The following is a 26,024-nucleotide window of genomic DNA, read 5'->3' as shown; positions in this document are numbered from 1 at the left end:
CCGCCGCCGATGCTGAGGCCATGAGCCACCTCTGTCGGTATCGAGCTCACGATAGTCCAGAACCCAGACGCGTTGTGGCACGCGGCAGGCGCTCCGGAACCACCCGCACAGCTTTGGTGAGCACCACGTTTCAAGCGCCAAATCTCCGCCTCAAGCGTGGGCGAAGGCCGGCGATAACGATGCTCACATTCGTTTCATGAAGGACACAGCTGGTGATCGAGAAGTAGCGAGGCAAATCAGGTGATCTACATACCCGTACTGACCGAATGTCAGAAACTCGGCGTTATCCAACTGGCGCGCGATGAGCGGGCGCCGTATCTGGCACGGGAGGCGGTCACTGCCTGGGCAGGCTCCGAGCATCCAGCCCGGGAGATCTTGGTCTTGGTGGCATCCGAGTTGGTTACCAACGCCGTCAAGCATGCTGCTCTCGAAATCGGCCCCGGCAGCGACCCCGACGGGATCGAGGTCAAACTGTCCCAGGGGCGTGATTTCCTGCGGTTGGGGGTGACCGATCCTGGGTCGGCCTGTTCGACACCCTCGTGCATCCCGATGCAGACATCGAACCTGTACGCGATGCGGGGGCGGGGGCTGGCGATCGTGGACCGCCTGTCGCGCGGGCGGTGGGGAAGCCACCAGCTGCCCGCGAGCGGGCACCGTGTCGTGTGGTGCCATCTCGACCTCAGCCCTACCCCGGCAGAGCTCGAGGAACTCTTCCGCGCCTCCGTCTAACCGGCTACTCCGGGGCCCATCACCGTCCATCCCGCCCTGGATGCTTGCTGTCACCGAAGAACCGGAGCAGTGCTGTACAGCGCCACCACCTGGTCCTGCTTGTCCCGGTGCCTTCCCCGCAGGTTTCGTCGCCTGGGTCACTGCCGGTCCCGGCGCCGACCGGACGCAGTGATCTGGTCGTCGCGAGGCGCGACCTCGGGCCGACTGCCATGCGGCTGCTCCGCACTGACCCCGCTGGCATCTCCTGCCGACTGCTCATCCCGCTCGCGGTTCGACCGCGACCTCCCGCAACTCCAGCAGCCGCCCCGCAGTTTCCTCACCAATGGAGTCTCGTCATGTCTCGCCAGAAGACGATCATCGTCTTGGCTGTGTTGCTGACCGCCGGCGACATCGTCTTCGCCTTGCTGGCCCCTGCCAGCATGACCAAGCCGGTGTCTCGGGTCCTGGTCATGCCCTGCTGATCGGCTACCTCTCCGCCGCTCTGCGGGCGATCTACCACGCCCGGCGAGCCGCCAGCCGCAACCAGGCCCAGCCGGAACACCCCCAGCCGCCGCACCCGCCTGCTTCGTGAAGAGCAGGCCGTCCCTCTCCCCACCACCTGTCTATCCTTTGGAGCCAGCCATGCCCGAGCCTGTTACCCCCGCCATAGCCGCGCAAGCCGTCACCCACCTCACCAACCTGCAGGAACTACTGCACGATCTCGGCCTGCACGCCCGCCTGCTCACCCCGGACGAACGGCTACCGTGCTACGAGTGATCAACCCCCAAGCCACCACCCTGTCGGAGATCATCTCCGCCGCACCCATGGACGACCAATGGCTGTTTTGGTGGTCATGGCCCGAACCGATCAACGACGTCACCGACCCCGCCACAGCCGCCAAACGCATCTGCCACGTCCTGGCCACCACACCAGCGGGCACCGCATAACCACGGTCAGTGCGACACAACCGACGCTCACGTGGACGCCCAATGCCGACGCCCGGCAACCCCAAGGATGCCCGTCAGCGGCGGGGTTGCGTCCCTTCGGGTCGTCTGCGTGCCTGTCGCGATGGCCTCCGGCATCCACGGTCACCTCTCAAAGGGGTCGAACGCATGTGGGTGGCAGCATCCCATGACGTTTCTTGGGCTAACACTGAGCGGTGGCGCAGTCGCGCTCGCCACATCCTCGAGACCAGTGGCAGCCCCATTCCTCAAAGGCCCCGGTCAGCCACCTCCCTCGGCGACGATCATCACGACCCGCCGTTCGCCGGAACGTCACCGAAAGGCGATCCCTCGCCTCCTGAGATAGCCGCGGCCGGACCCCGGCGACGCGACGCAACACGGCGGGCCGTCCAAAAGACGTCCGGCAGCAGCGCCCCCTCTTTTGTTTGCGTGTGCTGCTGTCGGGCTCGGGTCCCTGCGGGTAAGACGCGGATGCCCCACATCCCTGGGGCCGCATCATCCCTTCCTTACCCACAGGGCTCCTCCCCACGGGGAGGCCAGGAGTGGAAGATCACGGAAGCAGGTCGGCCGAGCGAACCACGGCCGACCTGTCTCCCCGACCACGTCTACTACCCGAAGGTCAACGTGCCCCTCTCGGACGTCACTGTGGCCGCCTTGCAGGCGGCAGGTGGATCAACGAGCCGCCAATCTCTCTAGACGTGTCGTTCGCCGTCGGCTTGTGGTCTGTTCGGGGCCGGGCGGTGCGGCGTCCCGGCAAGGCCGACGGTGGTGCCGGGGAAGGTTGGGCGGCGAGCAGTGCGGCGGTCGCTTCTGCTGCCGCAGCGGCGGCCTCGGGGTAGACGCTGGTGTAGGTGTCGCGAGTGAACGCCGACGAGGTGTGCCCGAGCGTCTCCTGCACAATCTGGATGTCCACCCCGGCGGCGAGCATGGCGGTGGCCGCTCCGTGGCGCAGGTCATGCAACCGGATCGGCGGCAGACCGGGTTCATAGCACAGCCAGTAGAAGCGGTCAGTGACGTGCTGTGGGTGCAGCGGCCGGCCCAGCTCATCGGTGAACACGAATCCGGACTCGGCCCAGTCCCCGCCGACCGCCAGCCGTTCCCGGGCCTGACGTTTCTTGTGCCCTTTCAGGATAGCCATCGTCTCGGCATCCACCGCGATCTCACGGTCACTGGCATCGGTCTTCGGGGCGCCCTGGATCGCGGCCCAGCCGAGCTGGGTGATCTGCCAATGCACACCGATCCGCGACTGCTCGAAGATGACGTCCGGCCACCGCACCCCGACCCCTTCACCACGCCGCAGGCCGCGTACCGCGATCAGCCGATACAACGCGAACAGCCGATCCCGGCGGGCGTAAGCGAGAAACGCCGACGTCTGTTCAGGCGTCCACACCATCACCGGCGACGGACGCGGAGCACCGATGTAGGCGGCGACCGGGTCGACCCGCTTGCCTTCGCGAGCTCGCTTGAGCCGGTCGGCGTGCTTGGCGTGGTCCTTGCGCCACTGGGTCGACGACGATGCGCCAGGCGATTCTCGCCTCCGAGTTATGGACGTAGCTTTCGCCGGAGCAGGCTGTCTTGCTGGAAGGATATAGGCGCCCTTCACCTCCGCGAGGCGTCAGATGACGAATTCGCTGACCTGATCGCCAGGATCGGCCCCCTTCGAGCCGGCCAAAAGGTGTTTCTGCTTCGCGCCGATTCGCTCGAGGATTATATTATCTCCCACAGCGTCCAGTGGGCGGAGTTCGATCTCCCCGGCGGGGCGCAGAGCCCTCTCGTCTCAGACGACCTCGAATATCGCCAAATTCATCAGCCGGTCAATGGAGAGACATATTCTGCCTAGCCGGCTGATGGGCATCCTTTCTCCGTAGAACTTAGGACTTCGGCGGGTGGGTCGCCATCCGGCTCTGATGCTGGACGGGCTCACGACGGAGACCTACGACGGGGCCCGCGCATGTCGGGCTCACGCCGGCCCCTGGAAGAGCTCAGCACCTCGCCGCGGGAGGATTCACGGGTCGCGTGGCCGGCCGTGCGGGCCGTGCGGTGGCAGGATCGTGACCTGCTGCTCACCAGCTCGGCCTATGAAGGAGTAATGGCCCTGTGGGACCTCGACAGGCCGGTTGGCCCCGAACTCGGACGCGAGGAGCGCATTAGCGACGTCTGCTCGGCCAAGTCCGCGGAGTCGGACGAGGGCGTAGACGTCGGCGGGCAGAGCCCACCGACAGTCCCACCGGCCGTTCTCGGAAGTTCTGCCGGACTTGTTCGCAGCACGTAGGGCAGGGCGGGGCATGAGGCTGATTTTCCTTACCGGTAGTCATGCGGCGAGCATGTCGAGCGGTCCGCCGACAAGCACCAGGGCGAACGCCGCCCAGCGGAACAGATGCAGCGGCCGAGTGCGATGCAGGAGCGCGCCGAGAAGCATCTCGAAAGCGCCCCTCACAGCCCACCACGCTGCCTTGGCGAGCAGCCAGCTCCAGCCCCCTTTCAAGAACCGTTGCCGATCAGCGGGCACGTGTTCCGTCAGGAACGCGTCGATCCGCAGAGAAATGTGATGATGCTGTCCGGCGCACAGATCGTCGTGCTCGCGGTCGCATGGATTGCCGTCGTCCCCCGCGTGGACGCGGGGCAGCTCTGCGATGACGCTCCGGTGGAAGGCGTCGTACTCCTCAAGCGAGCAGCCCAGCGCGCGGGGGACGTAGCCCGGACTACTACGTACAGCCCACATGCGGGCTGCCAGGCCCGTCTGCTCATACACGCCTACGGAGATGAAGTGCTGCCTGACAGTCGTATGAAGGCGGGCCACGCCGACTTGAGACAGCCTGAGCCGGGCACGGGCGAGAGCGCCGGTAGCGCGAGCCTTCAATTCGCCGCCCCGCATCCGCAGCTTGTGGGGGTCGAGAAGGTCCAACACGATGGACAGCGCGGCGAAGTACAACACGACCTTCCCGACACGGCCCCACACCAACATGGGCCACCCCCACACCACCATGCTCGTGGTCGAACGGCCGTCGAACCATGTGGCGATGACGTCAAATAGTTCGTTCACGGCCTGCTCCTTCGCGTGTGCAGCGGCCTTCACACAGGTACCGGTCTTCTCCCGGTTCGCCCAGCATCAGCTACGGCGCATCCAGGGACATGCGCAGGCTGTACCACTGAGCGCGATCGGGCTCCTACGCGTGAGGTCACTTGGCGTGCGGATAGGCGACCATGGTGTTGGTGGAGTCGTCCCAGAACAGACCGTATCCGGAGTAGTCGCCGAAGGGAGCCACGATGTAGTCGCCGAGCTGGACCTGGCCTGTGGCGAGGTCGATGGTGACCCGCGGGTCGGCCTGGTCGGCGGTCGAGGCGCCGATGCCGAAGGCGACGCCGGCGTCGGTCACGCCGGTGAGATGGACCGGCTTGTCTTGGTCGGTCTCCTCGAAGCAGTGGCCGGTGCCTTTGTCCAGGTCGAAGGCCGTGTGGCTGCGGACGAGATAGCGTCCGTCGGCGGACAGGGAGGCTCCCTTGGAGTCGTCGGCCGTCACGCGCTGATCCGGTGCGCAGTCGACCTTGGCGCGGACCTTTCCCGTGGCGGGGTCCAGGACGGCCCACGTGTCGTTGGGCGCACCTTCGTCGCGCCACTGTGCGACGAGGGAGTCCTTGACCCGGGTAATGAAGAGCTTGTGATCGCTGCTGGTGGTGAGAGTTCCGCCTGACCAGGCTCCCGGCACCCAGTAGTGGCGGCGGGGCCGGGTGTTGGTGGCCAGCAGCGGCCCGCGAGGGGTGACCGCTACGGCCTCGGTCGAAGCGAAACACAGCTTGCACTCGCTGGCTGGGGGTTCCATCTTCTTCAGGTCGTACGTCTTCGTCGCGCCGGTGGCCGGATCCACGGTCGCCACCACGTCGTTGTCCAGCTCCACCAGCAGTCCGCCACCGCCGTTGCTGACCGCGCCCTCGCCGTCCAGTTCGAGATGGTGAGCCGGCTTGACGCCGTCTCCAGCGGCACGGGCAGGGAAGATGTCGACCGTCGTGACCTGCCGGCCCTTGCTGACCACGTCGGCGCCCTGAAAGCCGGATGCGGAGGCGACCAGGTAGTCCTTTCCCTGCACGGTGACCGAGAACGCTGACATCATGCCGGGGCCCTTCAGCTCGGCCTTCCACACGATTTTGCCGCTGGTCACATCGAGCACGGTGAAGGTGCCGTCGTTCTTGCCGCCCTGCCGGAAGACGGCGACCGCCCCGGAGTGCGGCAGGGTGAGCTGGTCCCCCGGCAGATCTGACTCCCAGCCGTGGGAGGTGTCATAGAGGCTGGGGACCGACAGCTGTGTTCTGGGCGCGACACGTTCAGGCGAGGCGGACGAGGACGGCGTAGCCGTGCCGGTCTGGGCCCCGTGCGACCCTCCCGAGTCATCGCTTCCCGGCCCTCCTCCGCAGGAGGTGAGAAGGCCGGCGGCCACCACCGCCACGAGTACGCACCTGGGCCGATTCACACCAATCCTCCATTCAGCAGAACGCGTGGGTCGGTTCGGTTGCCGAGATCGCCGCAAGGTTCCGGATCCGGCGCGGTTGCTCTCACCCATTGCCCACTGCCACGTACGGGCTACGGTGACGTGGTTGATCATGGTGACGGTCCCCGCCGGAGGCGCGCGCTTTCAGCGCCATTCGATGAATGCGGCAGTGTCGCCGAGCGCGGAGAACTCCCCGGTTCGCTCGACCTTCTGGGGCGTGGATCCCGGCTTGGTGTCGCAGAGGTAGTAATCCATCGCGGCCCCCTTCTGGGAGAGAAACGCGAATCTCTGACCGTCGGGGGAGATCACCATGGCGTGGTTGTCGTGGTCGTTGCTGGGGAGTATGGGCGCTCCAGGCTTCGCCCCCGAGGCGATGTCGAGCGCGGCGAACCTGCCGTCCGCGCTGCACAGCACCGTGTCGTTGTCGAGCCAGCCACCACCACAAGAGATGTATCTGCCCTTCTCCACGAGGTCCGGGCTCACCCCTTGGCCCTCCGCCGGGACGTCCAGGACGTACCCTCTCGCCAGAAGGCGTTTGCCGTCCGGCGAGAGGAAGGCGCTGCCGGCCACCACGGCCCTGCTCGGAGTTCTCCCCACCATGAGGAGCTCTTGGGCAGTCCTGACCTCCAACTGGTCGACCGCCTTGTGATCCCCGGCAAGCGCTCGGCTCGCGATCCGGCCCTTGGTTGAGATCCCAGGCTGGTCGGTTACCTCGTACGTAAACCAGACCGCGCTCCGTCCCGGGAGAAGGCCGCGTTCTGCTCGTGCGGAGTGTTGCCGAAGTCCTCGTTCCCGGTCAGATCGGTGAACTTGCCCGCACGATCGACGTAGCCGACATGAGTCGCCGCGGTCTGCGGGTCCTGGGTGACCACGGCCATCTTCGTGAAGTCCTGGTCGAAGAGCGATCTGATGGCTGTCACATCCTCGGCATCAGCGGGCAGCTCATCGGGCTCGCACAGTTGCCTCACGGCGGTGTTGGGCTCGGATCTGTCGTACTCGACAATCGCCGTGTCCGGAAGCTGGAACTCCGCATGCGCCAAGTGCTTCCAGCTTTGCGGGTTCCAGCCATCAACGTTGATGACTCCGCCGCTGCCGTACCCCCGCGAGCAGACCGCCGTAATGATCATGTTCTGCTGGGTGAAATCTCCACTGGTGCCAGTCTCCGAAGACCTGTGGCCGGCGTCCGCTCCCGCCCCGCGCTGGTCTCCGTCTGATGAACAGGCAGCGAGGCTTGCTGCCAAGACCAGCGAGAGAAGGGGCGCCGTTGCTTTCGGCGTGTCAACCATTCGTCTCTCCCCTATCCAATTTCGGCCCGCTTCGCACAAAGGGCTCTGACGCGCCGTCACCTCATCAACTCGCCGATGAAAGCGAGTGGTTCGAGACAAGGCCGAAGTTGCGGCGTCGGTCGGGAAGGCGCACCTGCGCCGCTTTCCGCCTTGCCGCAAGCCCAGGCATTCCTGGTCCGGGGGTGAGCAGACCCGCCGCCAGGATGGAGGTGATGGCCGCTGGTTCTTGATTCTCCCAAGGAGTTCTTCTACGAGTGGTCGCGATCGGCGTCCGGCCTGCACGTCTCGTAGTTCGAGTGACGGATGGAACTGAAGTTGTCGACGGACATCCAGCCGTATGTCCCCGTCCCCTTCACCCGGCCATAGACCCAGAGGTTGCCGCGCCCGTTCCGCACCCAGCAGTGGAAGTAGATGACCCGGCCCCTGCCGAGCCTGGTCACGTTCCCGCACCGGTCCGCATAGGGCCCCTTCTTGAGGTTGTAGGAGCCCATCATCACGCCGTAGCCGCCGTCCAGGTTGGAGATGGAGGAGTTGTACGCGTAGCACGGAGACGGGGTGGCCGACGCGGCCGGCCCGTTCACGAGTGTCGCCGCCATGATCGCGCCGGTCGTAACCAGCATTCCTACCGCCTTGGTCCCGAATCGCATGTTGCCCCCTTGGTCCTGTTATCAACTGGCGATCCACAGGGTGCGCCGGGCGGTGTTGAGAACTTGTTGAGTATTCGTTGAGGGGGCGGGAGAGCATCGATGGGGAATGACGCGGTGCGGCCATGGCCGAGCTGGCGCTGGGCTGCATGCGCGCCAAAATCGGTGACCTGTCGATGGCATTGGAGGGCCGCTTCAATGAGCATCACGCGCTGATGTGTCGCCTGCACCTGCAGCATCTCGATCTTCTCGATCAGAGGCTCGCCAAGCTGGATGCGCAGGTCGAGGAGATGATGGTGCCCTTTCGCCTCGCCCGGGAGCTCATGCCAAGCATCCCCAGGATCGGGCCGATAGCCGCCGTCCAGGTGATCGGCGAAATCGGTGTCAGCCCGCACTTCCGGATGCGATCCTTCAGCCGGCTGGCGGCCTTGGAATCGACCCGGATCTTGACTCCGGAGCGGGTGAAGTAGAACCAGAACCCCAGCAGCGTCGCCTGCGACGCGTGCCGGACCGAGAACTTCTCCCGGTTCACCTTGAGCTTCAGCCGCTGCTCGACCACGGTTGTGACCGAGCCGAGCACCCTTCGGGCGGCTCGTTCACTCCGCACGAAGACCCACAGGTCGTCGGCATAGCGCACGAACCGGTGACCGCGCCATAAGGATGTCGAAGTTGACCCGGTCGAAGAACCGGTCAAGATCGACGTCCACCACCTATCGCAGGCCGTCGTCGATGGCTCGCCGCGCGGCCCGCACCGCCTGATGGGCGGACTTCCCGGGCGAAACCCAAACAACGAACTTGAAAAGGACGGGTCGAAGATCGGCGTCAGGACCTGCGCGATCGCCTGCTGGATCAACCTGTCCAGCACAGCGGGCACTCCCAGCAACCCGTACCGCTTCAAAATTCATCACGTAGGCCTTGAGCTGGAAGTTCTCCAGAGTGGCTACGCGGCTCGGTGGTACTCGTTGATCAGCCCGCCGAGCACTCTCCGGCGTTCGACCCGGCCTTCCAGCGGTACAACGGTCTGCTCATCATGATCGGGTGGCCGCTGCGCGCGGGACTGGTGCGGCCGGTGGCCGTTGTAGTGAGCGGCATACTCGATCAGAACGGACCGCAGGTGCCGTTCGTTGTAGATCAGCATGCGGTCGGTGCATTCGGTCCGCACCGTGCGCACCCACCGCTCGGCTTAGCAGTTGGCCCGCGGCGTCCGCGGCGGCGTCTTCACCACCGTCACGCCCGCGCCGGCGAAGACCGCGGCGAAGACACCAGTGAACTTGGTGTCTCGGTCGCGGATGAGGAAGCGAAACGAGCTGATCCGGACGCCGAGGTCCATGAGCAGGTTGCGGACCTGCTGAGCCGTCCAGGCACCGGTCGGGTTGGCGGTCACGCCGAGGATGTGCACGTGCCGGGTGGGGACTTCCATCACGAACAGCACGTACAAACGCTTCAAGGAGATCGTGTCGATGTGGAAGAAGTCGACGGCCAGCAAACCTTGTGCTTGGGTGCGCAGGAACGTTCGCCAGGAGGTGCCGACGTCTCGGGGCGCCGGGCCGACCCTCCGGCCCCGCAGGATCCGCCGCACGGTCGCTTCACTCACGCGATAGCCGAGCCGGACCAGTTCACCGTGCACCCGGCGATACCCCCAGGACGGGTTCTCCCACGCCAGGCGCACCACCAACTCCCGGATCTCCTTGCGCGTCCTCGGACGGCCGGACCGGTGCGGATACGTCCACCGATCTCGGACCAGGCGCCGGTGCCAGGCCAGCAGGGTGGCCGGCGTCACCAGTCGATGAGCCCGCAACCCGGGCGGCAGGAACCGTGCCAGCGCGGCCAGGACCGCCCGATCAGCCCAGTCCGGCTTCGGCCGGGTGACTTGCCTCCGCAATATCGTCACTTCGTGCCGCAGCACCATGATCTCGACATCCTTGACCGCCTCGCTCCGACCCAGCAGCGCCGGCCGGCCGAACACCCGGAGCACGATCAGATACAGGAGACGGAGAGACACAAGAACCGATCTTGCCCGTACCACCGCATCAGGTCGATCCGCAGGTCAAGCGCCCTGCGATGACTTTTGAAGCGGTACAGGTTTCCTCGCTGCGGTCTCCCAGGCGCGCCCGTGATCCACGTGCGGGGCGTTGGCGATCACCTACCCGCGTGCTCGGCGGACGTCAGCCTCGCGTCGATGCCGGGTTCGCCCGGACCTCGCGGCCGGGCAGGGGCGGCGAGCCGGCTGACCTGGAGCCCGGCGGCGGTCCACGCCTGGAAGCCGCCGATCACGTCGGTGGCGTTCGCCAGCCCGATCTGCCTGAGGGACGAGGCGGCGAGGCTGGAGGAGTATCCCTCGTCGCACAGGATGATCCAGCGGATGTCCGCCGAAATGGCCTCGGGGATCCGGGCGTCGCAGCGCGGATCGAGCCGCCACTCCAGATGGTTGCGTTCGATCACGATGGCGCCGGGCACCTCGCCGCCGCTGCGGCGCTGGAATTCCGGCCGGGTGTCCACGATGAGGCCTGTGCCACGGCTCGCCGCGGCGCAGGCCTCGGCAGGAGATAGGCGGCGCAGCCCGGTACGCGCCCGAGCCAGTAGCGTGTCGATGCTCACGAGACTCCAGGGGTGGGATCTGGGCGGAGACGGTCGCCATCCGCGTGATGGACGGCATCAGCGAGGACCTCAGGTGCGAGGGCGTCACCCTCGTTCCCCGAGAGCCCTCGAGGGATGTCAGATCTTGACGATGATCTCCGCGCGGCCCTTCTCCGACGTGGCCGTGATCTTCCAGCAGCCGCGTGAGGGGAAGCGGACGCCCATCGGCAGCGGCCCCGGCAGTCCCTCCGACGTGGGGCTGAGCGTGGCCTCTCCCTTGGCGCTCGTCCCGACCGCCGTGACCGTCACGGACGGCGGCTTGTCGCTGGATGTCCATAGCGGGCGTTTGGCGTAGAACCCGTTGCCGGCCGGTTCCACAGAAGCGCCCCAGGTGGCGTCGTCCGGCGCGATGAACCAGATATCGGATTCGCCCACGGCCCGTTCGATGCCGTCGTCCAGGAGCTCCCGCGGAACCTCCTTCGCCGCGCGGATGGTGTCGTCACACACCGCCGGTGCCTCTCTTTCGGCGTCGGGCCGGGCCGCGGCACCGCACCCGCCGCCGCACAGAACGGCGACGGCCACGGATGCCGCGACCCGGATGATCGACCGGAAACTTCGTGTCACCATGTCCAGGCCGTCCACAGGGGCAGGGCCAGCATGACGACGATTCCGAGCATCTGCGCACCTCGAACGTTGGTCCACATGCGCTGGCTGCGCATGAGCCCCGTGCTGGTCGGGTCGCCGAGGCTGACGGAAAGGATCAGCGGTATCGCGAAGGCCAGGCCGTAGACCGCGCCCAGCCATGGAGGCGCCGCTCCCGTCAGGGCCGCAAGCAGCAGGACCCACGACGTGAACGAGACCCGGTAGGTCGTACCGATGATGCCCGTGTCCCCGCCCCACAGCAACGGTGTCACCCACCAGGTGTCCGTCGTGTGCGCCAGTTCCTTGGCCGTCTGACGACGCAGGCCCAAGGACATGCGTCCCCGCGCGGCCGCGACGATGTCGACCACCAGCCCGGCCACACTCGCGACGCCCAGGATGACGGTGACCGCGAAGGTGGAAAGCACACCGGAGACCAGCTGACCCAACTGCGACAGGACGAACACCGTCAGAGTCGCGGTCGAGACATGCGCGGCGGTGAGGATGAGGATGAACGACCGGGCTCGTTGCCGGCCGAGTTCAGAATCCCCTTGCACGAAGGGGCGGATCACTCCGATGAATGACTGGCCTCAAGGACTGTACAGCTGGGCGAAGCCCGCCACAGCCGCGAGGGAGAGTACCCAGTAGGTCAGCATGCCGGGGTCAGTAGTACCAGATGGAGCAGTAGTACGAGCCGGACCAGCACGAGGAGGACGTGGTGCATTCGCCGCAGTACACCGTGCGGTTGCTGCCGTCCTTGCAGGTCCAGTAGGTGCGGTTGTATCCGGACGGGCAGTACCATCGGGGCCGGTCCACCGGGTACGGGCACCACCGGCTCGTCGCCAGCGCGCAGCACGGCGAGCCGAGCGGGTCGGCCTTGGCCTCCTTCGGCTGGAGGAGGGTGGCCAGCCCGGCGATGATGGCGCCGGCGGCCGTGTAGATTCCGGCGCGGCGTAGCGGGTCCTTGAGCGTGCGGATGGTCTCCGGCTCGGCGTTCTGCATGGTGGTCATGCCACTCCTGCTTGTCTCTCAGGGACGGTGATGAGTTCTGGCGCGGCCAGGAGCGCTTCTAGTTGCCGGAACGACGGGATGGTCTGGGCTGACACGGCCCTCCCGTCCTGGAACACGACGGCCGAGGGCGCCACCGTGATGTCGAGCGCGGTGGCGATCTTGGCCTCCTCGTCGACGATGACCCGGTCGGCGGGCATCCTCGCCGCGACCAGCCACGTCTCGGCGTCCTCGTGCGAACGTGCTTCGATGACGAGCCGCACGCCGTGCGGCACCTCGCCGCGGAGCCGTTTGGCGATGGTCTGGCAGGTGGAGCACATCGTTGACAGGATCAGCACGATCAGGCGATCGTGCCCGTCGAACTCGGCCGGCAGCCCGGCCGCGGACGGCGGCGTCGGCAGTCCCTCGGGAAGGGCGATCGCCTCGGGGGTGTCGTTCAGCCCCAGTTCGGAGCGCACCACTTCGAGCGTGCGGTACTGGTCGACCAGCGCCAGGACGCAGATCAACACGACGATGGTGAGAATGCACACGGCTATGGTGAGCGCGATCACGAAATGTCCTTGTTGACGACAGCCCGGGTGAACACGCGGTTCTCCCGGGCGAGGGGGAAGCCTCGCAGCCCGGCCAGGACGGCGAGGCCCAGTGCCAGGGCTGCCAGAGTCCACAATCCCTGCTCGGCGCGCAGCCCGCTCTGGTCCACCAGCACCAGCACGGCCAGGGCGCCCCACAGGGGCAGGTACGCGATCTGCCTGACGCCCAGCGGCCGCGAAGAACGGCCCAGGCAGGCGCACCCGATGTTCTTGCCGCCGAGCAGCGCGATGGCGCCCGCGCCCGCGAAGGAAAGCCCGAGAACGCCCACCATGAAAGCAGTGAGCATGGGCCATGGCATTGCTGCCAGCATCATCGCGGTCGCGATTTCCAGTAACGGCACGGCGTACGCCAGCGCACCTTTCCCGGGAACCGCCAGAGCGGCCAGGGTAAGACGGAAGTCGCGCGGTTCGGCGAGTTTTCGGGTTCCGGCGTAGAGAAGGAGAGTGGCCGCGGAGAACCGGACCAGGAGGGAGAGAAGTTCCGGCATCAGGCGGTGCTGGGCGATCTGACGTCGAGCACCTGAGCGTCCGGCAGTGTCGTGCCCATGAGCGCGACGAGGACGGAGCTCTGTCCCGCGGCGCTGAGTTGCTGTGAGGGGGCGGCCTTGACGCCGTTGAGGCTCACGACGCCCTTGCTGTCGCGGCTCGGCGTTCCCGTGGTCCAGGAGCACAGGGGAAGGGCTACGAGCCCCAGCTCGGAGACCCGGTCGGTGACGGTGACGAGGTCCCCGACGCGCGGCAGCACGCCCTCGGGAAACCCGGTGTAGGAGACGCTCTTGAAGGTACGGCCGTCGCGCTCGGCCACGGCCGTGACCGTGCCCGCCGCGATTTCGGTCACTCTGGCGGTCTCCTCGACCGTCGTGGCCGACGCGAGCGCCTCGCTCGCCAGAGCCCCGGCGGCCACTGTGGAGACCGTTGCCACGGTGCCGGTTCTGAGAAGGTTCCGTCTGGACAGGAAACGACGCTGCTCACCTGACATAAGGCCTCCGCCGAAAACGAAACATCACCGGGCATTTCACGGGATATCCGGGAAATTTACGACGCCGCCCGGCGCGCGAATTCAGTGTGAGCCGCCTTGATCATGGCTGTCAATATGGTGTCCAAAAAGTCTGACAGCCGACCGAAAGCCCCGTTCCCGGCGCCCTCAGCGCGGGCGGTCGTCCGTACGTGCCGGAGGCTTCGCCGAGCCGTGACGGGCCTGAAAGATCCGCAGGTCGTCGCTGATGCGCCGGGTGACGCCTCGCGCGTCGAGGTGCTCGAGGAGGGCGAGGGCGACGCGGCGGCTGGTCGCCAGGGCGAGCCGCGCGTCCCTGACGGTGAACGGCGAGGCGAGCCGCGCCAGTGTGTCGGCGGCCCGGTCCAGCGCATCGGGCAGGAGCACGACGTTCTTCCCGACCGAGGTCAGCGTGCCGGAGCGGATCGCCGCCGCCAGCGCCTTGCCGGTGAGGCCGAGCTCGGCGAGCCGCTCGGGTGTCGGGGCGTCGAACGGATGCTCGCCGAGGTGGGCGGTCAGTTCGGCCACCGCCTTGACGACGGGCGCGGGCAAGGTGCCGCCGGCCGACACCACGCGGCCCGACCGGAGCGCCAGCGGCGACGCGACCAGCGCTTCCGCGAGCCTGCGGTCCGGCAGTCCGAGCACCTGCGCGGCGGCCTCCAGCGTGATCCCCGGATCGAGCGGGGGCCGGCGCGCGACGTGGTCGGCGAGGCGGCGCCGCAGGGCCGACCAGTGCTCGGGGTCGGCGAACCAGTCACCGGTCACGGGCTCGCCGATCGGCGGGCAGCCCATCGCGGCCAGCTCGGCCCCCGACAGCACGCCATGCCAGCGCAACAGGGTGACGAAGTCGGGCAGGCCGGCCTCGCCGAGCTCGGCGGCCCGCGCGGCGGCGGCCCCCCGGCGCCGCAGCGGAGCCGGGCGCACGTCCAGCACGTGCACGCCGGCGATGATCTCGCGCAGTCCCGGTTCGCGGAGCAAGGCGCGATCGCCCGTCCTGAGCGGCAGGGCCCGGTCGAACGTGAGCCGGGCCGTGCCGGCCCCCAGCGCCCGGACGTGGACGGGCACGGCCGCCGATCCGACATGCAGGGTGGCCGCACCGCGCCGGCCCGCGTCCGGCGCCAGCCGGACGTCGGCGACCTGAGTCCGCAGCCAGGCGTCAGGCGTTACCAGCGCCATGCCGCGGGACAGGTCCGCACGGTCGACGCCGCGAAGGTTCACGGCGACCCGCGCGGTCGCGTGGACCACGTCCGTTTCCTGGTTGAGCGTCTGCAGCCCGCGGACTCTGACCCGGTGGCCGTCGACGTCCAGTTCGTCGCCGGTGCGGAGAGTCCCCTGAGCGAGCGTCCCGGTGACGACGGTCCCCGCGCCCTTGACCGTGAACACCCGGTCGATCCACAGCCGGACCGCTCCCTCGACGTCCGGGCCGGGAAGCCCGGCGACGAGCTCGGCCAGGGCTCTCTCCAGTTCGGGAAGGCCCGCGCCGGTCAGCCCGCTCACTGTCACGATCTCGGCCCCCGCCAGCCCGGTGCCGTCGAGGTGCTCCCGTGCCTGCCGTACCGCGGGCGTGGGGTCGGCCAGGTCGCAGCGGGTGACGACGACGAGGCCGTGCCGCACGCCCAGGGCGTCGAGCGCGGCCAGGTGCTCGGCGGACTGAGCCTGCCAGCCGCCGTCGGCGGCGACGACGAACATCACCGCCGGGACCGGCCCCACCCCGGCCAGCATGTTGGTGACGAACCGCTCATGCCCCGGTACATCGACGAACGCGATCCGCTCACCCCCGGGCAGCGTCCTCCAGGCGAACCCGAGGTCGATCGTCATGCCGCGGCGCCGTTCCTCCGCCCAGCGGTCGGGCTCCATCCCTGTCAGTGCCCTGACCAGCGTCGACTTCCCATGGTCGATGTGGCCGGCGGTGGCGATCACATGCACGCGCGCTCCACGGCCGCGGCGATGATCTCGTCCTGGCCGGGGTCGACCGTGCGCAGGTCGAGGATCAGCCGCCCGCCGGTGACCCGGCCCACCACAGGGGGGTGGCCGGTGCGCAGCCGCACGGCGAGTTTCCCGTCCACGGCGATGCCCGCGCTGGGCAGTTCCACTCCCGGAGCGCCACCACCGCCGACCCTGGCGACGGTCTCGACCGCTTCCGCGCGGTCGCCCAGGCGCGCGGCCAGCCGCCGCGCGCGCTCGGCGAGCTCTTCGGCGGGTACGTGCAGCGCGACCTGCACCGGCGGGCGCGGGCCGCGCAACGTGGCCTCCAGCGCGGCGAGGGTGAGCTTGTCCACCCGCAGCGCCCGGGCGAGGGGGTGACGGCGCAACCGGTCCACCAGTGCCGCGTCGCCCAGCAGCAGACCCGCCTGCGGGCCGCCCAGCAGCTTGTCGCCGCTGGCGGTGACCAGCGCGGCTCCCGCGCGCAGGGTGCCGGCGGCGTCCGGCTCGCCGGGCAGCAGCGGCTCTGCTCGCAGGAGCCCCGAGCCGATGTCGGCGACCACCGGCGGGCCTGCCGTGGCCAGCTCCGCGACGGACACCTCCGAGGTGAAGCCCTCGATGCGGAAGTTGGACGGGTGCACCTTGAGGATGAAGCCGGTCTCCGGACCGCAGGCGTCCAGATAGTCCCGCAGGGACGTCCGGTTGGTGGCGCCGACCTCGCGTAACCTGGCGCCGGTCGACTGGAGGAGCTCGGGGATGCGGAAGCCGTCGCCGATCTCCACCAGCTCGCCGCGGCTGATGACGATCTCCTTGCCCTGGGCCAGGGCGGTCGCGGTCAGCACGAGCGCCGCCGCGTTGTTGTTGACCACATGGACCGCCGCCGCCTCCGGGACCGCCGCCGCCAGCGCCGCCAGCGCCGTACGGCCCCGTCGCGCCCGCCCGCCCTCGGCCAGGTCGAACTCCACGTCGGCGTAGTCGGCGGCGGCCCCGATCGCCGCCACCGCGGCACGGGACAACGGCGCCCGACCCAGGTTGGTGTGCACGATCACGCCGGTGGCGTTGATGACGGAGCCGATGCCACTGGCCGTCGCCGGCAGCAGCGTCAGCACCGCGTCAACCGCCTCGTCCGGCTTGAGGACGCTCTCGCGAACACGCTGCTGCGCCGTCCGCACCGCGGCCTTGACCAGGTCGCGACCGAGTGCCTCCTGGGCGGCGACGAGCCGCGGGTCGGACAGCATGCTGTCGGTTCGCGGCACGCGACTGCGTAGATCCACTGACGGCTTCCCCCGCTGCTCGATGAGCGGAGGCGGACGGGAATCGAACCCGCCGCGCTGAGATCCTCAACGCCACTGGTTTTGAAGACCAGGAGGGCCACCAGGCACCTAAACGCCTCCAGAGGTGATCATAGTTTCATGACAGAGTTCAGACTGACGCAGTACGGCACCGGCGGTGGTTGTAGCTGCAAGATACCCCCCAATGAGCTGGAGACGCTGGTGGCCGGGTTCGCCCGCACCGGCTCCGGCGGATCCCCGGCGGGGGACTTACTCGTGGGCATCGACCACGGGGACGACGCGGCCGTGGTCCAGGTGCCGGGTGACCCGTACGCCATGGTGGCGACAACCGACTTCTTCCCTCCTGTCGTCGACGACGCCTACGACTTCGGCCGGATCGCCGCCACTAACGCGCTGTCCGACGTGTACGCCGTCGGCGGCGAGCCGGTCATGGCGCTCAACCTGCTCGGCTGGCCTCGCGGGGTCCTGCCCCTCGAACTGGCTCGCGAGGTGCTGCGCGGCGGCTTCGCCGTCACCCAGGCCGCCGACTGCCATCTCGCGGGAGGTCACAGCATCGACGACCCGCACCCCAAGTACGGTCTCGCCGTCACCGGCCGCGCCCACCCCGACCGCCTGCTGCGCGTGGACGCCGGCGCGCCGGGTGTCCCGCTCACCCTCACGAAGCCGCTCGGCGTCGGAGTGCTGAACACCCGGCACAAGGCCACCGGTGAGGTGTTCGCCGAGGCGGTCGCCGTGATGACGACGCTCAACCGTGACGCCGCCCGCGCGGCCGTGGCGTCGGGGGCGCGCTGCGCCACCGACGTCACCGGCTTCGGCCTGCTGGGCCACCTGTACAAGCTCGCCCGCGCGAGCGGGGTCACCGCCGTCATCGACAGCGGCGCGATACCGTACGTCGCAGGCGCCCGTGAGGCCGTCCGTGACGGATACGTCAGCGGCGGCTCCCGCAGGAACCTGGACTGGGTGGCGCCCCACTGCGACTTCGGTGACGTTCCAGAAGACGAACGCCTGCTGCTGGCCGATGCGCAGACCTCGGGCGGGCTGCTCGTCGCCGGAGAGATCCCGGGCCACCCGATCATCGGCGAGCTCGTTCCCCGCGCCGAGTCGGTGCTGATCGTGAAATAGACCGGTCCTCCGGGGCGGTGCCGCGGCGTCAGGTCGGACGGCCGAAGCCGGATCGAGCCGGTCGCTCCGGCCTGGCGCCTGCCGCTGAGCTTATTGACGCCCCTGTAAGGTCACCGCCGGGCAGGCGGCAGCCAACCCCGACGATCGCCACGCCCCGCTCTCTGAACATGCTGTCGTACACCGAACCTCCGCCCATCGACTACGGAGAGCAAGATGAAACTACTTTCCGTTTTGACGATGTTGAAGATATCGCTGCCCAGCCATCTGCGCAGGGCGATTGCGGCCGGTGACCCTCGTCCACCGGTTTCCGCGTAGAAGGTTTGGGAACCCCGCTGGTGCAGGAGCAGGCGACGAACAGGTCGAGGCCGCGCTCCCTGACCGCGTTGTCCAGCAATCATCGCCCAGCATGGGCGCCAAAGTGTCAGACAGTTCGACCAGCGGGTGGTGGTGCAAGACCCCGGCGGCGTGCACGACACCGCGCAGCGAAGGCGCCCGCGAACCAGGCGAAACCTTCCACCTTGCGCACGCCCGCGCGGTGCACCCCTCGAACCCCACGCGAACGCGGGCGTCCGTAACCACTTCAGCTGCTGCCTGCACTCCGGTACGCAAGCTGCCGACGCAGCTCCAGGTTCTCGCCATGGGCGCATTCCAGAGCCTCGCGCAGCGCGGCGATCTGCCCCCGGTGAGCACGCTTCAGCCGCGCGATCTCCGCCGTCAGAACGAGCACAACCTGGTCACTGTCCGCCTTCTCGGACGCTGTGCGATCCGTTTCGGAGCCTGCCGCACGCGCAGCTGCTCGATCCGCCGACGCAGGACGGGATGGCCGTACAGAAAGGAATGCGACACCCCGGCTTCCCGCTGCACGGCCTGAAATGTCACCGCGGCGCCGTCCCTGATAAGCCGTTTGATGGCCTCCTCGGCGGCCGCGGATGGTGTCGTGGTCATGGCGTGCTCCTGCGGTGCCGGGTGGTGTCGATGGTGATCGGGACGGGCCCGCCGGTGGGGGCACTGGCACCTTGGACCGCGCGCCCCGGCGCGGCGGCCATCGCGGCCAGGAGCTTGACCAGGGCGTCGCGTTCGGCGCTGCGCTGGCCAAGCCAGACGTTGTCGGCCGGCATCGGCACGCCGTGGCGGACCTCGAACGCGGCCGTTGTACGTTCGATGAGCTCGTTGGTCTCGGCCAGCTGCCTCTGCAGGGAGTCGATATGGCTGTCGTCGGTGACGAAGACGCCGCAGGTGAGGCAGGCGTGCCCTTGTCGCACTGCTGCAGCGGCGGCAGGAGGCAAAAGCCGTTGGGCAGGAAGCGGTCGGCTCGGTTGAACAGGTGCAGGCCATCGTGGTCTTCGCGGGTGAAGGCGATCAGCGTGCCATCGGCCTTGAACTTGCGGGTGGCCACGAAGGCCTGTTCGGCGTCCCGGTGAGCGATGTAGTGCATCGACATGGTGAGGCTGGCGTGGCCGGCATAGCGTTGCAGGACGTGGATGGGTAGACCGAGTTCGGCCAGGCGGGTCGGCCGGGTGTGCCGGAAGCGGTGCGTGTGGCTGAGATGCACGCGCCGTCCGGTGCTGTCGGTGATCTGGGCGAGGTCACTGAAAGCGGCAAGGGCTTGGTTGTAGGAAGCCCCGGGGAAGGCTTTGGTGCCGCCCGCGTTGGCCTTGCGCTGAGGGAAGAGGTAACGGGTTTCGGCACGGAGGTGCCGACGGACCCAGTCCTGCTGCTCCTCGATGAGGGCGACAACCTCGGCGTCGACGAGGATCGTGTCGGGCGCCCGCCCGATCTTGCTCTGCGCGTAGTGGAAGCGCGACCTGCTCTCTCTCGGCTGCCTGCACCGCACGATCCGTGGCCGGCGACAAGCAGGCGAACTCGCAACGCAGGATCTCGCTGGCGCGGCGGCCGGTCAGGATCTGCAGCAGCAGCATCCGCATGACCTGCGGCTCGCCTTGCCCGGCCAGCTCGTACTGCTGTCTGCTGATGGTCACCCTCACCGTCTCGTCGGCGGCGGCGCCCAGCACCGGCAGGTACGCAGTGATGTGGGCCAAGGCGTGATCGTAGTTGCCCTCGTTCAGGACCGGTGGCGTGGTCAATCTGGAGGTGGGCCCAGGTCGCTGGGTGTGCCGGATCGAGGCGGTCCCACGGTGTGGGGCCGAGAATTCTCCGGGACGCTGTCCCAGAGGCGGAAGGCCGCCGCCAGGCGTGCAACCTGGCTCAGATCGGTGGCCGGCGCGGAAGGGTCGGGCAACATCTGTAACCAGTGATCGAGCCGCAGCAGCGCGTGCACACAACAAGCTCCCACTGTCTCCGCAGGGACGAGCAGGGCGGCTACTCGGATGTTCGGCTCCGTCCCGTTGTTCCGGGCCGGAGCACGGCGTATATCCCCTGCGAGCTCTCTCCACATCGCCAGGCAAGAAGCCACTTCGATCTATGTCGGGTCCTCCCCGCCCCGATTTGCTAAATTCCTTGCGCAATGTGGCAAATGTTGCTTAGGGGAGGGCGGATGCGCAGGTGGACTGCCCCATCCGTGATCGGCTGGACGCTCGCGTCAATCGTTGTGCCGGGTGCCGCGCACTTGCGCGCCGGGCGCAAGCGTACCGGTCTGATCATGGTGGGCATCTTCGGTGTGCTGCTGATCGGTGCCGTGGTCGCGCTGGTCAACGCCCAGGCACTGGCTGGTCTGTTGCTCGATCCGACCTGGCTGGGCGTGGTCATAGGCTTGTGCGTGGTGGGCGGGCTGGCCTGGGCCGGGGTCGTGATCAGCTCCTATGTAGTGCTGCGCCCCGGCAGGCTGGGCAGCCGGGGTCAACTCGGCACGGGCGCCGTCGCAGGCGTGCTGGCGGTGGCCGTGGCGCTGCCCTTCGGACTGATCGCCACGACCGCCCACACCTCTGACGACGCGCTCGGCGAGGTCTTCAAGTCCTCGCCGACCCGGCCGATCGATCACAAGGATCCATGGCAGGGGCGCGATCGGCTCAACATCGCGCTGCTGGGCGGCGACGGCGCGGGCTCACGCAAGGGGGTGAGCATCCGTACCGACAGCATCAACGTGGTCAGCATCAATGTCCGCACGGGCGACTCGGTGGTCTTCGCGTTGCCGCGAGAGATGGAGAACGTGCCGTTCCCGCCGGGTTCCGCGCTGGCCAAGCGGTTCCCGCCGCCGAAGAACTTCTGGCTGCCGCCGGGCCAGGGTCGCGGCTCCGCCGACCTGATCAACGGCATCTGGGCCTACGCCGACACGCACCCCGAGGTCGCCGGCCACTCCCCCAGCCGTGCCCCGGAGGCGGTCAAGGGCGCGCTCGGCCAGATCCTCGGCCTCAAGGTCGATTACTACATGCTCGTCAACATGTGGGGCGTGGCGCGCCTGATCGACGCCCTCGGCGGCGTCACCATCCATGTCGAGCAGGACATCTGCTACGGCGTGGGCCGCTCCGACGGCGGCGTGGTCAAGGCCGGCACCCGCACCCTCGACGGCGCCCAGGCTCTCTGGTACGGCCGGGCCCGCGACCATCCGGGCAGCACCTGCGCGGGCGCCGACAACCACACCAGGATGCGCCGCCAGCAGTGCGTGATGAGCGCCATGCTCACCCAACTCAACCCGAGCAACGTGCTGCTGAAGTTCAACGCCCTGGCCAGGGCGGCCAAGCAGACCTTCCGCACCGACATCCCGCGTGACCTGCTGCAGGACCTGGTCCCGCTGGCTCAGCAGGTCAAGACCGCCCGGGTGTCCAAGCTGAACTTCGTTCCGCCCGCCTACAACCCGGCCTACCCGGATTATGTGCGCATCCGTAAGTCGGTGAGGGCGGCCATCGCGCGCTCCCGCGGCTCGGGCAAGGTCGTCCGCGCCGAGGCCGCCTCTCCTTCCCCTGTGAGTACGGCGACCGCCACGCGCTCGCCACGTCCGCTCACCCAGCAATCCGGCCGGCTGGACACGCTGAACTCATCGTGCGTGCCCGCGAAGAAGGGAACCTAGCTACATGCCCTGAAAAAGGCGGTGACCCTTGATCAAATAGCCGTGGATGTCAGTGAAGCGCGGGTGTGGAGGTGCCGCACCTGGCCTCAGGTCCCCGGCGCTCGCCCGCTGATGACCGTCATCCGCTGGAGGCTGTAGGCGAAGATTCCGGGCCCTGCGCCGGTTCGGGCGCCTGCGTGGTGGCAAAACCGGGTGCGGCGCAGTCCGAAGGCGCGCTTGAGATGGTTGAGTGGCGGCGAATCACGACACCCGTCTGCTCCCCAGGACCAGCGCCATGGCGCCCAACGCGCACGATCCGGCCGTGATCGCACGGCCGGAGTTCACGCACGAGCTTCCCGAACAGCTACGCGGCGACGCCGGAGGTAGATCATCAGCACCAGCAGGCCCATGATGTGGGTCATCCCCGGCAGGGCGGTCAGCAGCGCACCCACCACACGCCGCATGCTGGGCACCGCTAACTAAGACCACCAGCGGCGCCCGCGGCGCTGACATAGATCCAGAGACCGAGAGGAGCGTGATCACCACGATGGCGGTGTCGAACCAGTTCCACGGGTGCTGATGAACGCCTGCGGTAGGCATGCAAGCACGCGACGATCTCGACCGTGAAGACCGCCAACGCGATCCGGTCGATCAGGTACGTGCCCGTCTCGCAGCCGATGATGATCGCATTGATGACCGCCCGCTGCGTCACACTGTGCTCCAGGGGCGGCACTAACGCGTTCCTGCTCAGACGAACTCCAGCCCCCGGCCGATGATCGCCAGGTTCGAGCATCGTAGTGCGGGCCATTGGGCTCGAGTTTCCGACAGCCAACCGGTACGCCCCGGTTGGCTACGGTAGGTACGCATCGGCTAGCGTCCATGGCAGCGCGCACGGGCGCGGCCCCCCGCGCCATCCGGTGCCGACCGGGGCACGGCACGACGGGAAGGAACGATGACAGCGAACCCGGGCAAGTCTCGCTGCACACCCAAAGGGGGATCGACCCGGTGAGTGTAGCTCTGGGCCTGCTGGCCATTTTCCTGCTCACCGCGGCCACCGGCTACTTCGTCGCTCAGGAGTTCGCCTACGTCAGCGCCGACCGCCTCGCCCTGTCCGCGCAGGCCACATTGGGCGACAAGAAGGCGGCCAAGGCCGTCAAGGTGATGGAGCGGCTGTCGTTCATGCTGTCCGGGGCGCAGCTCGGCATCACCGTCACCGCACTGGTTGTCGGTTTCATCGCCCGCCCGGCGCTGGCCGAACTGATCGCGCCAGGGCTGACCGCGCTCGGCATGCCGTCGGGCATGGTCGGAGCAGTGGCACTGGCGATCGGCTTCGCGCTGGCCACCGTCATCCAGATGGTGCTGGGCGAGCTCGCCCCCAAGAACCTCGCCCTGGCCAGGCCCGAGCCGCTCGCCCGCGCCCTGGCCGCCTCCACCCTGGTCTACCTGACCGTCGCGGGCCCGATCATCAAGCTGTTCGACGCCGCGGCCAACAAGCTGCTGCGCGCGGTCGGCATCGAGCCGGTCGAGGAGCTCCACCATGGCGCCACCCTGGAGGAGCTCGGCCACATCATCGGCGAGTCCGAAGCCCACGGCCACCTGCCCGGCAGCCACGCCGACGTGCTGGAGCGGGCACTGGCCTTCTCCGACCACACCGCAGAAGAGGTCATGGTCCCCCGCGTCGAGGTGATCGCCATCAGCGGCACCGCCACCGTCACCGACCTGGACCAGCTCATCGCCGCACACGGCCACACCCACTACCCCGTGCTCGGCACCACCCTCGACGACGTGATCGGCCTGGTCAGCCTGCACGACGTGGCCGCCGTCCCGGCCGACAAGGCCCACGAGACCCGCCTCGCCGACCTCGCCCACGACGTGCTCATCGTCCCCTTCTCCCTTTCGCTTCCCGACCTCGTCCAGCAGCTGCACGAGCGCGGCGAGGAGGTGGCGTGCGTCGTCGACGAGCACGGCGGCCTGGCCGGGCTGCTCACCTGGGAGGACGTGGCCGAGGAGCTCGTCGGCGAGATCGCCGACGAGAACGACCGCGCCACCCCCACAGCGGTACGCCGCGACGGCGGATGGGAGCTGGACGCCGACCTGCGCATCGACGAGATCGCCCTCTCCACCGACCTGCAACTGCCCGACGAGGACGAGTACGACACCCTCGCCGGGCTCATCCTGCACCGGCTCGGCCGCTTCGCCGCGCCCGGCGACGTCATCACCGTCGAACTGCCCGCCACCCTCGACCCCGACGCGCCCACCCACGCCCGCGTCGAGGTCCTGACCCTCAACCGGCACGTCCCCGAACGCGTCCGCCTGACCCCCTACCGCGAAGAGGAGCAGTCGTGAGCCTGTCCACCGGCCTCGTGCTGACCCTGCTCCTGCTGCTGGGCAACGGCTTCTTCGTCGCCGCCGAGTTCGCCCTGGTCGCCGCCAAGCGCCACCGCCTGGAGAAGGCCGCCGCCCAGGGCAGCAAGGCCGCGGCAGCCGCCCTGGCGGGCATCAAGGAGCTGTCGCTGATGCTCGCGGGCGCCCAGCTCGGCATCACGCTGTGCTCGCTCGGCCTCGGTGTGGTCTCCGAGCCGCTCATCGCCGGTACGCTCACCCCGCTGTTCAACGCCGTCGGCCTGCCCGAAGCCGCCGCCCACACGGTCGCCTTCGTCATCGCGCTGGCCCTCGTGACCTTCCTCCACATGGTGCTCGGCGAGATGGCGCCCAAGTCCTGGGCCATCGCCCATCCCGAACGCTCGGCCACCATCCTGGCGCTGCCGTTCCGCGGCTTCACCCTGCTGGTCCGCCCGCTGATCAGCGCGCTGAACGCCATCACCAACGGCCTGCTACGGCTGTTCAGAGTCCACCCGCGTGAGGAGGGCGCCAATCCGCGCACCCCCGCACAGCTCCAGCACCTGGTGGAGGAGTCTCGTCGGCTCGGGCTCATCGAGGCCGACGACCACGCCGTGCTCAGCCAGGCCCTGCGTGCCCCGAGCACCGACATCGCCCCGCTGATCATCCCGGTGGAGAAGGTCGTCACCGTGCCCGCCGCAGCGACCCCCCAGCAGGTGATCGACGTGGCCGTGCGCACCAAGCTCTCCCGCCTGATCGTCGGCCCGATCACCGACCCGGTAGGCGTGGTCCACGTACGCGACGCGTACCTGGCCCACAGGCGCAACGCTGCATCGACGGCCAAGCAGCTCGCCTACCGCCTTCCGGTGCTACCGCCCGGCGTCTCGGTCGCCAAGGCGGTGGCCGGGCTACGTGAGGCGCACAGCCAGATAGCCCTGATCCGGACCGAGGCGGGCCACGTCGAGGGCCTCATCGCCCTGGACGACCTCCTGACCACCCTGCTCGTCCCCGCCTGACACCCCACGCCAAGGCGCGCAGATCACCCGCAGGAACTCATAGAGATCCAGCACCCACACCAGCAGCCATAACATGGTGTGCCGCTCGAATATTGAGTTACGTGTCCTGAGCTGCGGTTACGCGGCGTGGCGGTATTCGCTGATCATGCCTGCGACGACGGGTTTCCGGCGGACGGATCGCAGGTCGTTGAGGTCGGTCACGTCGCGGGCGGCCTGCGTTGCGGTGTCCGGGGGCCGTTGGTGCCGGGACTGGTGCGGCCGGTGCCCGTTGTAGGGGATCAGATACTCCTGGAGCACGAGGGCCAGGTGGAGTTCATTGAGGATCAGAATCCGGTCCAGAAGTTCACGGCGCAGGGTGGTGATGGTCCATAGCCCTTCGGCTGTGAAGACCTCCCGAAAAGCGACGGTGAAGAGCGGGTCCCGATCGTGGATCAAGAACCGTAGCCCGGCGATGCACTCCCCCAGGCCCATCACCAGGTTGCGGGCCTGCTGCACC

34 protein-coding genes, 1 tRNA gene and 1 pseudogene are annotated in these 26,024 nt (G+C 68.3%); 11 read left to right on the top strand and 25 right to left on the bottom strand.

All coding sequences use genetic code 11. The annotated features are described in order from the left end of the window. Positions 1-240 precede the first annotated feature (240 nt). The 4 genes from AB0J87_RS37120 (at position 241) to AB0J87_RS37105 (ending at position 1,655) form a co-directional block, all read left to right on the top strand. Positions 241-729, top strand: a complete 489-nt coding sequence (locus AB0J87_RS37120) for an ATP-binding protein (protein WP_363973144.1) — start codon at positions 241-243, stop codon at positions 727-729. A 335-nt stretch (positions 730-1,064) separates the two neighbouring features. Then, the gene (locus AB0J87_RS37115) at positions 1,065-1,190 is read left to right on the top strand and encodes a hypothetical protein (protein WP_363973141.1); all 126 of its coding nucleotides are present in this window, start codon (positions 1,065-1,067) and stop codon (positions 1,188-1,190) included. A gap of 160 nt (positions 1,191-1,350) precedes the next feature. Beyond that, on the top strand, positions 1,351-1,485 hold the full coding sequence (locus AB0J87_RS37110; protein ID WP_363973138.1) for a hypothetical protein: 135 nt from the start codon (positions 1,351-1,353) through the stop codon (positions 1,483-1,485). Then, positions 1,482-1,655: a hypothetical protein gene (locus AB0J87_RS37105; protein WP_363973135.1), complete on the top strand. Its 174-nt coding sequence runs from the start codon at positions 1,482-1,484 to the stop codon at positions 1,653-1,655. The genes AB0J87_RS37110 and AB0J87_RS37105 overlap by 4 nt, the downstream gene beginning before the upstream one ends. A 655-nt stretch (positions 1,656-2,310) precedes the next feature. On the opposite strand, the gene AB0J87_RS37100 is transcribed toward AB0J87_RS37105, so the two are convergent. From AB0J87_RS37100 to AB0J87_RS37075, 6 genes are all read right to left on the bottom strand, one after another. Continuing rightward, complete coding sequence (locus AB0J87_RS37100) at positions 2,311-3,273, bottom strand: site-specific integrase (protein WP_363973132.1); 963 nt, start codon at positions 3,271-3,273, stop codon at positions 2,311-2,313. 708 nt (positions 3,274-3,981) lie between these two features. Continuing rightward, the gene (locus AB0J87_RS37095; RefSeq protein WP_363973129.1) at positions 3,982-4,713 is read right to left on the bottom strand and encodes a hypothetical protein; all 732 of its coding nucleotides are present in this window, start codon (positions 4,711-4,713) and stop codon (positions 3,982-3,984) included. Positions 4,714-4,849: 136 nt separating this feature from the next. Continuing rightward, complete coding sequence (locus AB0J87_RS37090) at positions 4,850-6,136, bottom strand: hypothetical protein (RefSeq protein ID WP_363973126.1); 1,287 nt, start codon at positions 6,134-6,136, stop codon at positions 4,850-4,852. A 162-nt stretch (positions 6,137-6,298) separates the two neighbouring features. Beyond that, positions 6,299-6,784 (bottom strand): hypothetical protein, encoded by a 486-nt coding sequence (locus AB0J87_RS37085; protein ID WP_363973123.1) that lies wholly within the window; start codon positions 6,782-6,784, stop codon positions 6,299-6,301. Positions 6,785-6,861: 77 nt separating this feature from the next. Continuing rightward, complete coding sequence (locus AB0J87_RS37080; RefSeq protein ID WP_363973120.1) at positions 6,862-7,440, bottom strand: hypothetical protein; 579 nt, start codon at positions 7,438-7,440, stop codon at positions 6,862-6,864. A 248-nt stretch (positions 7,441-7,688) separates the two neighbouring features. Continuing rightward, entirely contained in the window at positions 7,689-8,060 is a 372-nt protein-coding gene (locus AB0J87_RS37075; RefSeq protein WP_363973117.1) for a hypothetical protein, read from the bottom strand. Positions 8,061-8,209: 149 nt separating this feature from the next. On the opposite strand from AB0J87_RS37075, the gene AB0J87_RS37070 reads away from it, so the two are divergent. Continuing rightward, positions 8,210-8,554, top strand: a complete 345-nt coding sequence (locus AB0J87_RS37070; protein WP_363973115.1) for a hypothetical protein — start codon at positions 8,210-8,212, stop codon at positions 8,552-8,554. A gap of 470 nt (positions 8,555-9,024) precedes the next feature. On the opposite strand, the gene AB0J87_RS37065 is transcribed toward AB0J87_RS37070, so the two are convergent. The 12 genes from AB0J87_RS37065 to AB0J87_RS37010 all read right to left on the bottom strand — a co-directional run bounded on the left by AB0J87_RS37065 (position 9,025) and on the right by AB0J87_RS37010 (position 17,209). Then, positions 9,025-9,255, bottom strand: coding sequence for an integrase core domain-containing protein (locus AB0J87_RS37065; RefSeq protein ID WP_363973112.1), 231 nt, complete (start codon positions 9,253-9,255; stop codon positions 9,025-9,027). 12 nt (positions 9,256-9,267) lie between these two features. Next, positions 9,268-10,086: a hypothetical protein gene (locus AB0J87_RS37060; protein WP_363973109.1), complete on the bottom strand. Its 819-nt coding sequence runs from the start codon at positions 10,084-10,086 to the stop codon at positions 9,268-9,270. 137 nt (positions 10,087-10,223) lie between these two features. Continuing rightward, on the bottom strand, positions 10,224-10,682 hold the full coding sequence (locus AB0J87_RS37055) for a rhodanese-like domain-containing protein (RefSeq protein ID WP_319713232.1): 459 nt from the start codon (positions 10,680-10,682) through the stop codon (positions 10,224-10,226). Positions 10,683-10,799: 117 nt separating this feature from the next. Continuing rightward, positions 10,800-11,168: a hypothetical protein gene (locus AB0J87_RS37050; protein ID WP_350738645.1), complete on the bottom strand. Its 369-nt coding sequence runs from the start codon at positions 11,166-11,168 to the stop codon at positions 10,800-10,802. A gap of 113 nt (positions 11,169-11,281) precedes the next feature. Next, positions 11,282-11,872: a hypothetical protein gene (locus AB0J87_RS37045; protein WP_350738643.1), complete on the bottom strand. Its 591-nt coding sequence runs from the start codon at positions 11,870-11,872 to the stop codon at positions 11,282-11,284. A gap of 91 nt (positions 11,873-11,963) precedes the next feature. Further along, the gene (locus AB0J87_RS37040; RefSeq protein ID WP_319713235.1) at positions 11,964-12,311 is read right to left on the bottom strand and encodes a hypothetical protein; all 348 of its coding nucleotides are present in this window, start codon (positions 12,309-12,311) and stop codon (positions 11,964-11,966) included. Beyond that, on the bottom strand, positions 12,308-12,859 hold the full coding sequence (locus tag AB0J87_RS37035; RefSeq protein ID WP_319713236.1) for a hypothetical protein: 552 nt from the start codon (positions 12,857-12,859) through the stop codon (positions 12,308-12,310). Before AB0J87_RS37035 ends, AB0J87_RS37040 begins: the two co-directional genes overlap by 4 nt. Continuing rightward, a complete protein-coding gene (locus AB0J87_RS37030; RefSeq protein ID WP_363973103.1) occupies positions 12,856-13,386 on the bottom strand; it encodes a MauE/DoxX family redox-associated membrane protein in 531 nt (176 codons plus the stop codon). Before AB0J87_RS37030 ends, AB0J87_RS37035 begins: the two co-directional genes overlap by 4 nt. Then, positions 13,386-13,820, bottom strand: a complete 435-nt coding sequence (locus AB0J87_RS37025) for a hypothetical protein (protein WP_363973100.1) — start codon at positions 13,818-13,820, stop codon at positions 13,386-13,388. Before AB0J87_RS37025 ends, AB0J87_RS37030 begins: the two co-directional genes overlap by 1 nt. 222 nt (positions 13,821-14,042) lie before the next feature. Continuing rightward, positions 14,043-15,818 (bottom strand): selenocysteine-specific translation elongation factor, encoded by a 1,776-nt coding sequence (gene selB, locus AB0J87_RS37020; RefSeq protein WP_363973097.1) that lies wholly within the window; start codon positions 15,816-15,818, stop codon positions 14,043-14,045. After that, positions 15,809-17,071: an L-seryl-tRNA(Sec) selenium transferase gene (gene selA, locus AB0J87_RS37015; protein ID WP_350738626.1), complete on the bottom strand. Its 1,263-nt coding sequence runs from the start codon at positions 17,069-17,071 to the stop codon at positions 15,809-15,811. The genes selB and selA overlap by 10 nt, the downstream gene beginning before the upstream one ends. 44 nt (positions 17,072-17,115) lie before the next feature. After that, positions 17,116-17,209: transfer RNA gene (locus AB0J87_RS37010), tRNA-Sec, on the bottom strand. 18 nt (positions 17,210-17,227) lie between these two features. Here AB0J87_RS37010 and selD point away from each other — a divergent pair. Next, positions 17,228-18,229, top strand: coding sequence for a selenide, water dikinase SelD (gene selD, locus AB0J87_RS37005; protein WP_363973093.1), 1,002 nt, complete (start codon positions 17,228-17,230; stop codon positions 18,227-18,229). 580 nt (positions 18,230-18,809) lie between these two features. Here the strand turns inward: selD and AB0J87_RS37000 are convergent. From AB0J87_RS37000 to AB0J87_RS36990, 3 genes are read right to left on the bottom strand one after another with little or no spacing between them, the layout of a single operon-like run. Further along, positions 18,810-18,956: a hypothetical protein gene (locus AB0J87_RS37000; protein WP_363974083.1), complete on the bottom strand. Its 147-nt coding sequence runs from the start codon at positions 18,954-18,956 to the stop codon at positions 18,810-18,812. Further along, complete coding sequence (locus AB0J87_RS36995; protein ID WP_363973089.1) at positions 18,944-19,174, bottom strand: DUF6262 family protein; 231 nt, start codon at positions 19,172-19,174, stop codon at positions 18,944-18,946. Before AB0J87_RS36995 ends, AB0J87_RS37000 begins: the two co-directional genes overlap by 13 nt. After that, entirely contained in the window at positions 19,171-19,491 is a 321-nt protein-coding gene (locus tag AB0J87_RS36990) for a hypothetical protein (protein ID WP_363973086.1), read from the bottom strand. Before AB0J87_RS36990 ends, AB0J87_RS36995 begins: the two co-directional genes overlap by 4 nt. 62 nt (positions 19,492-19,553) lie before the next feature. On the opposite strand from AB0J87_RS36990, the gene AB0J87_RS36985 reads away from it, so the two are divergent. Then, positions 19,554-19,718, top strand: coding sequence for a hypothetical protein (locus AB0J87_RS36985; protein ID WP_363973083.1), 165 nt, complete (start codon positions 19,554-19,556; stop codon positions 19,716-19,718). On the opposite strand, the pseudogene AB0J87_RS36980 reads toward AB0J87_RS36985, so the two are convergent. Then, positions 19,701-20,063: pseudogene (locus AB0J87_RS36980) on the bottom strand (hypothetical protein); the annotation flags it as partial. The gene AB0J87_RS36985 and the pseudogene AB0J87_RS36980 sit on opposite strands and share 18 nt — an antisense overlap. 5 nt (positions 20,064-20,068) lie before the next feature. Between AB0J87_RS36980 and AB0J87_RS36975 the strand changes: the two are divergent. Together AB0J87_RS36975 and AB0J87_RS36970 are read left to right on the top strand one after the other, a co-directional pair. After that, entirely contained in the window at positions 20,069-20,275 is a 207-nt protein-coding gene (locus AB0J87_RS36975; RefSeq protein ID WP_363973080.1) for a hypothetical protein, read from the top strand. A 553-nt stretch (positions 20,276-20,828) separates the two neighbouring features. After that, positions 20,829-22,193 carry an LCP family protein gene (locus AB0J87_RS36970; protein ID WP_363973077.1) on the top strand — a complete coding sequence of 455 codons (1,365 nt, stop codon included), beginning with the start codon at positions 20,829-20,831 and terminating at the stop codon, positions 22,191-22,193. A 320-nt stretch (positions 22,194-22,513) separates the two neighbouring features. On the opposite strand, the gene AB0J87_RS36965 is transcribed toward AB0J87_RS36970, so the two are convergent. Then, positions 22,514-22,636, bottom strand: a complete 123-nt coding sequence (locus AB0J87_RS36965; protein ID WP_363973074.1) for a hypothetical protein — start codon at positions 22,634-22,636, stop codon at positions 22,514-22,516. A gap of 11 nt (positions 22,637-22,647) precedes the next feature. Then, complete coding sequence (locus AB0J87_RS36960) at positions 22,648-22,884, bottom strand: hypothetical protein (protein ID WP_363973071.1); 237 nt, start codon at positions 22,882-22,884, stop codon at positions 22,648-22,650. 293 nt (positions 22,885-23,177) lie between these two features. On the opposite strand from AB0J87_RS36960, the gene AB0J87_RS36955 reads away from it, so the two are divergent. Both AB0J87_RS36955 and AB0J87_RS36950 read left to right on the top strand, forming a co-directional pair. Beyond that, complete coding sequence (locus tag AB0J87_RS36955; protein ID WP_363973069.1) at positions 23,178-24,518, top strand: hemolysin family protein; 1,341 nt, start codon at positions 23,178-23,180, stop codon at positions 24,516-24,518. After that, positions 24,515-25,528 carry a hemolysin family protein gene (locus AB0J87_RS36950; RefSeq protein WP_363973066.1) on the top strand — a complete coding sequence of 338 codons (1,014 nt, stop codon included), beginning with the start codon at positions 24,515-24,517 and terminating at the stop codon, positions 25,526-25,528. The genes AB0J87_RS36955 and AB0J87_RS36950 overlap by 4 nt, the downstream gene beginning before the upstream one ends. Positions 25,529-25,645: 117 nt before the next feature. Here the strand turns inward: AB0J87_RS36950 and AB0J87_RS36945 are convergent, their stop codons facing one another. Continuing rightward, positions 25,646-26,023 (bottom strand): hypothetical protein, encoded by a 378-nt coding sequence (locus AB0J87_RS36945; protein WP_363973063.1) that lies wholly within the window; start codon positions 26,021-26,023, stop codon positions 25,646-25,648. Position 26,024 lies beyond the last annotated feature (1 nt).

The organism is Nonomuraea sp. NPDC049625 (assembly GCF_040675285.1).
Taxonomy (GTDB): Bacteria; Actinomycetota; Actinomycetes; order Streptosporangiales; family Streptosporangiaceae; genus Nonomuraea; species Nonomuraea angiospora_A.
Note: the sequence above shows the minus strand (reverse complement) of the source record. Positions and strands in the feature narration are given on the sequence as shown.

Coding starts and splice junctions, on each gene's coding strand:
- AB0J87_RS36970 (WP_363973077.1), top strand. CDS start 20,829: ATGGTGGGCATCTTCGGTGTGCTGCTGATCGGTGCCGTGGTCGCGCTG.
- selD (WP_363973093.1), top strand. CDS start 17,228: ATGACAGAGTTCAGACTGACGCAGTACGGCACCGGCGGTGGTTGTAGC.
- AB0J87_RS37080 (WP_363973120.1), bottom strand. CDS start 7,440: ATGGTTGACACGCCGAAAGCAACGGCGCCCCTTCTCTCGCTGGTCTTG.
- AB0J87_RS37030 (WP_363973103.1), bottom strand. CDS start 13,386: ATGCCGGAACTTCTCTCCCTCCTGGTCCGGTTCTCCGCGGCCACTCTC.
- AB0J87_RS36965 (WP_363973074.1), bottom strand. CDS start 22,636: ATGCGGCGTGTGGTGGGTGCGCTGCTGACCGCCCTGCCGGGGATGACC.
- AB0J87_RS37110 (WP_363973138.1), top strand. CDS start 1,351: ATGCCCGAGCCTGTTACCCCCGCCATAGCCGCGCAAGCCGTCACCCAC.
- AB0J87_RS36995 (WP_363973089.1), bottom strand. CDS start 19,174: ATGACCACGACACCATCCGCGGCCGCCGAGGAGGCCATCAAACGGCTT.
- AB0J87_RS37075 (WP_363973117.1), bottom strand. CDS start 8,060: ATGCTGGTTACGACCGGCGCGATCATGGCGGCGACACTCGTGAACGGG.
- AB0J87_RS37070 (WP_363973115.1), top strand. CDS start 8,210: ATGGCCGAGCTGGCGCTGGGCTGCATGCGCGCCAAAATCGGTGACCTG.
- AB0J87_RS37115 (WP_363973141.1), top strand. CDS start 1,065: ATGTCTCGCCAGAAGACGATCATCGTCTTGGCTGTGTTGCTGACCGCC.
- AB0J87_RS37040 (WP_319713235.1), bottom strand. CDS start 12,311: ATGACCACCATGCAGAACGCCGAGCCGGAGACCATCCGCACGCTCAAG.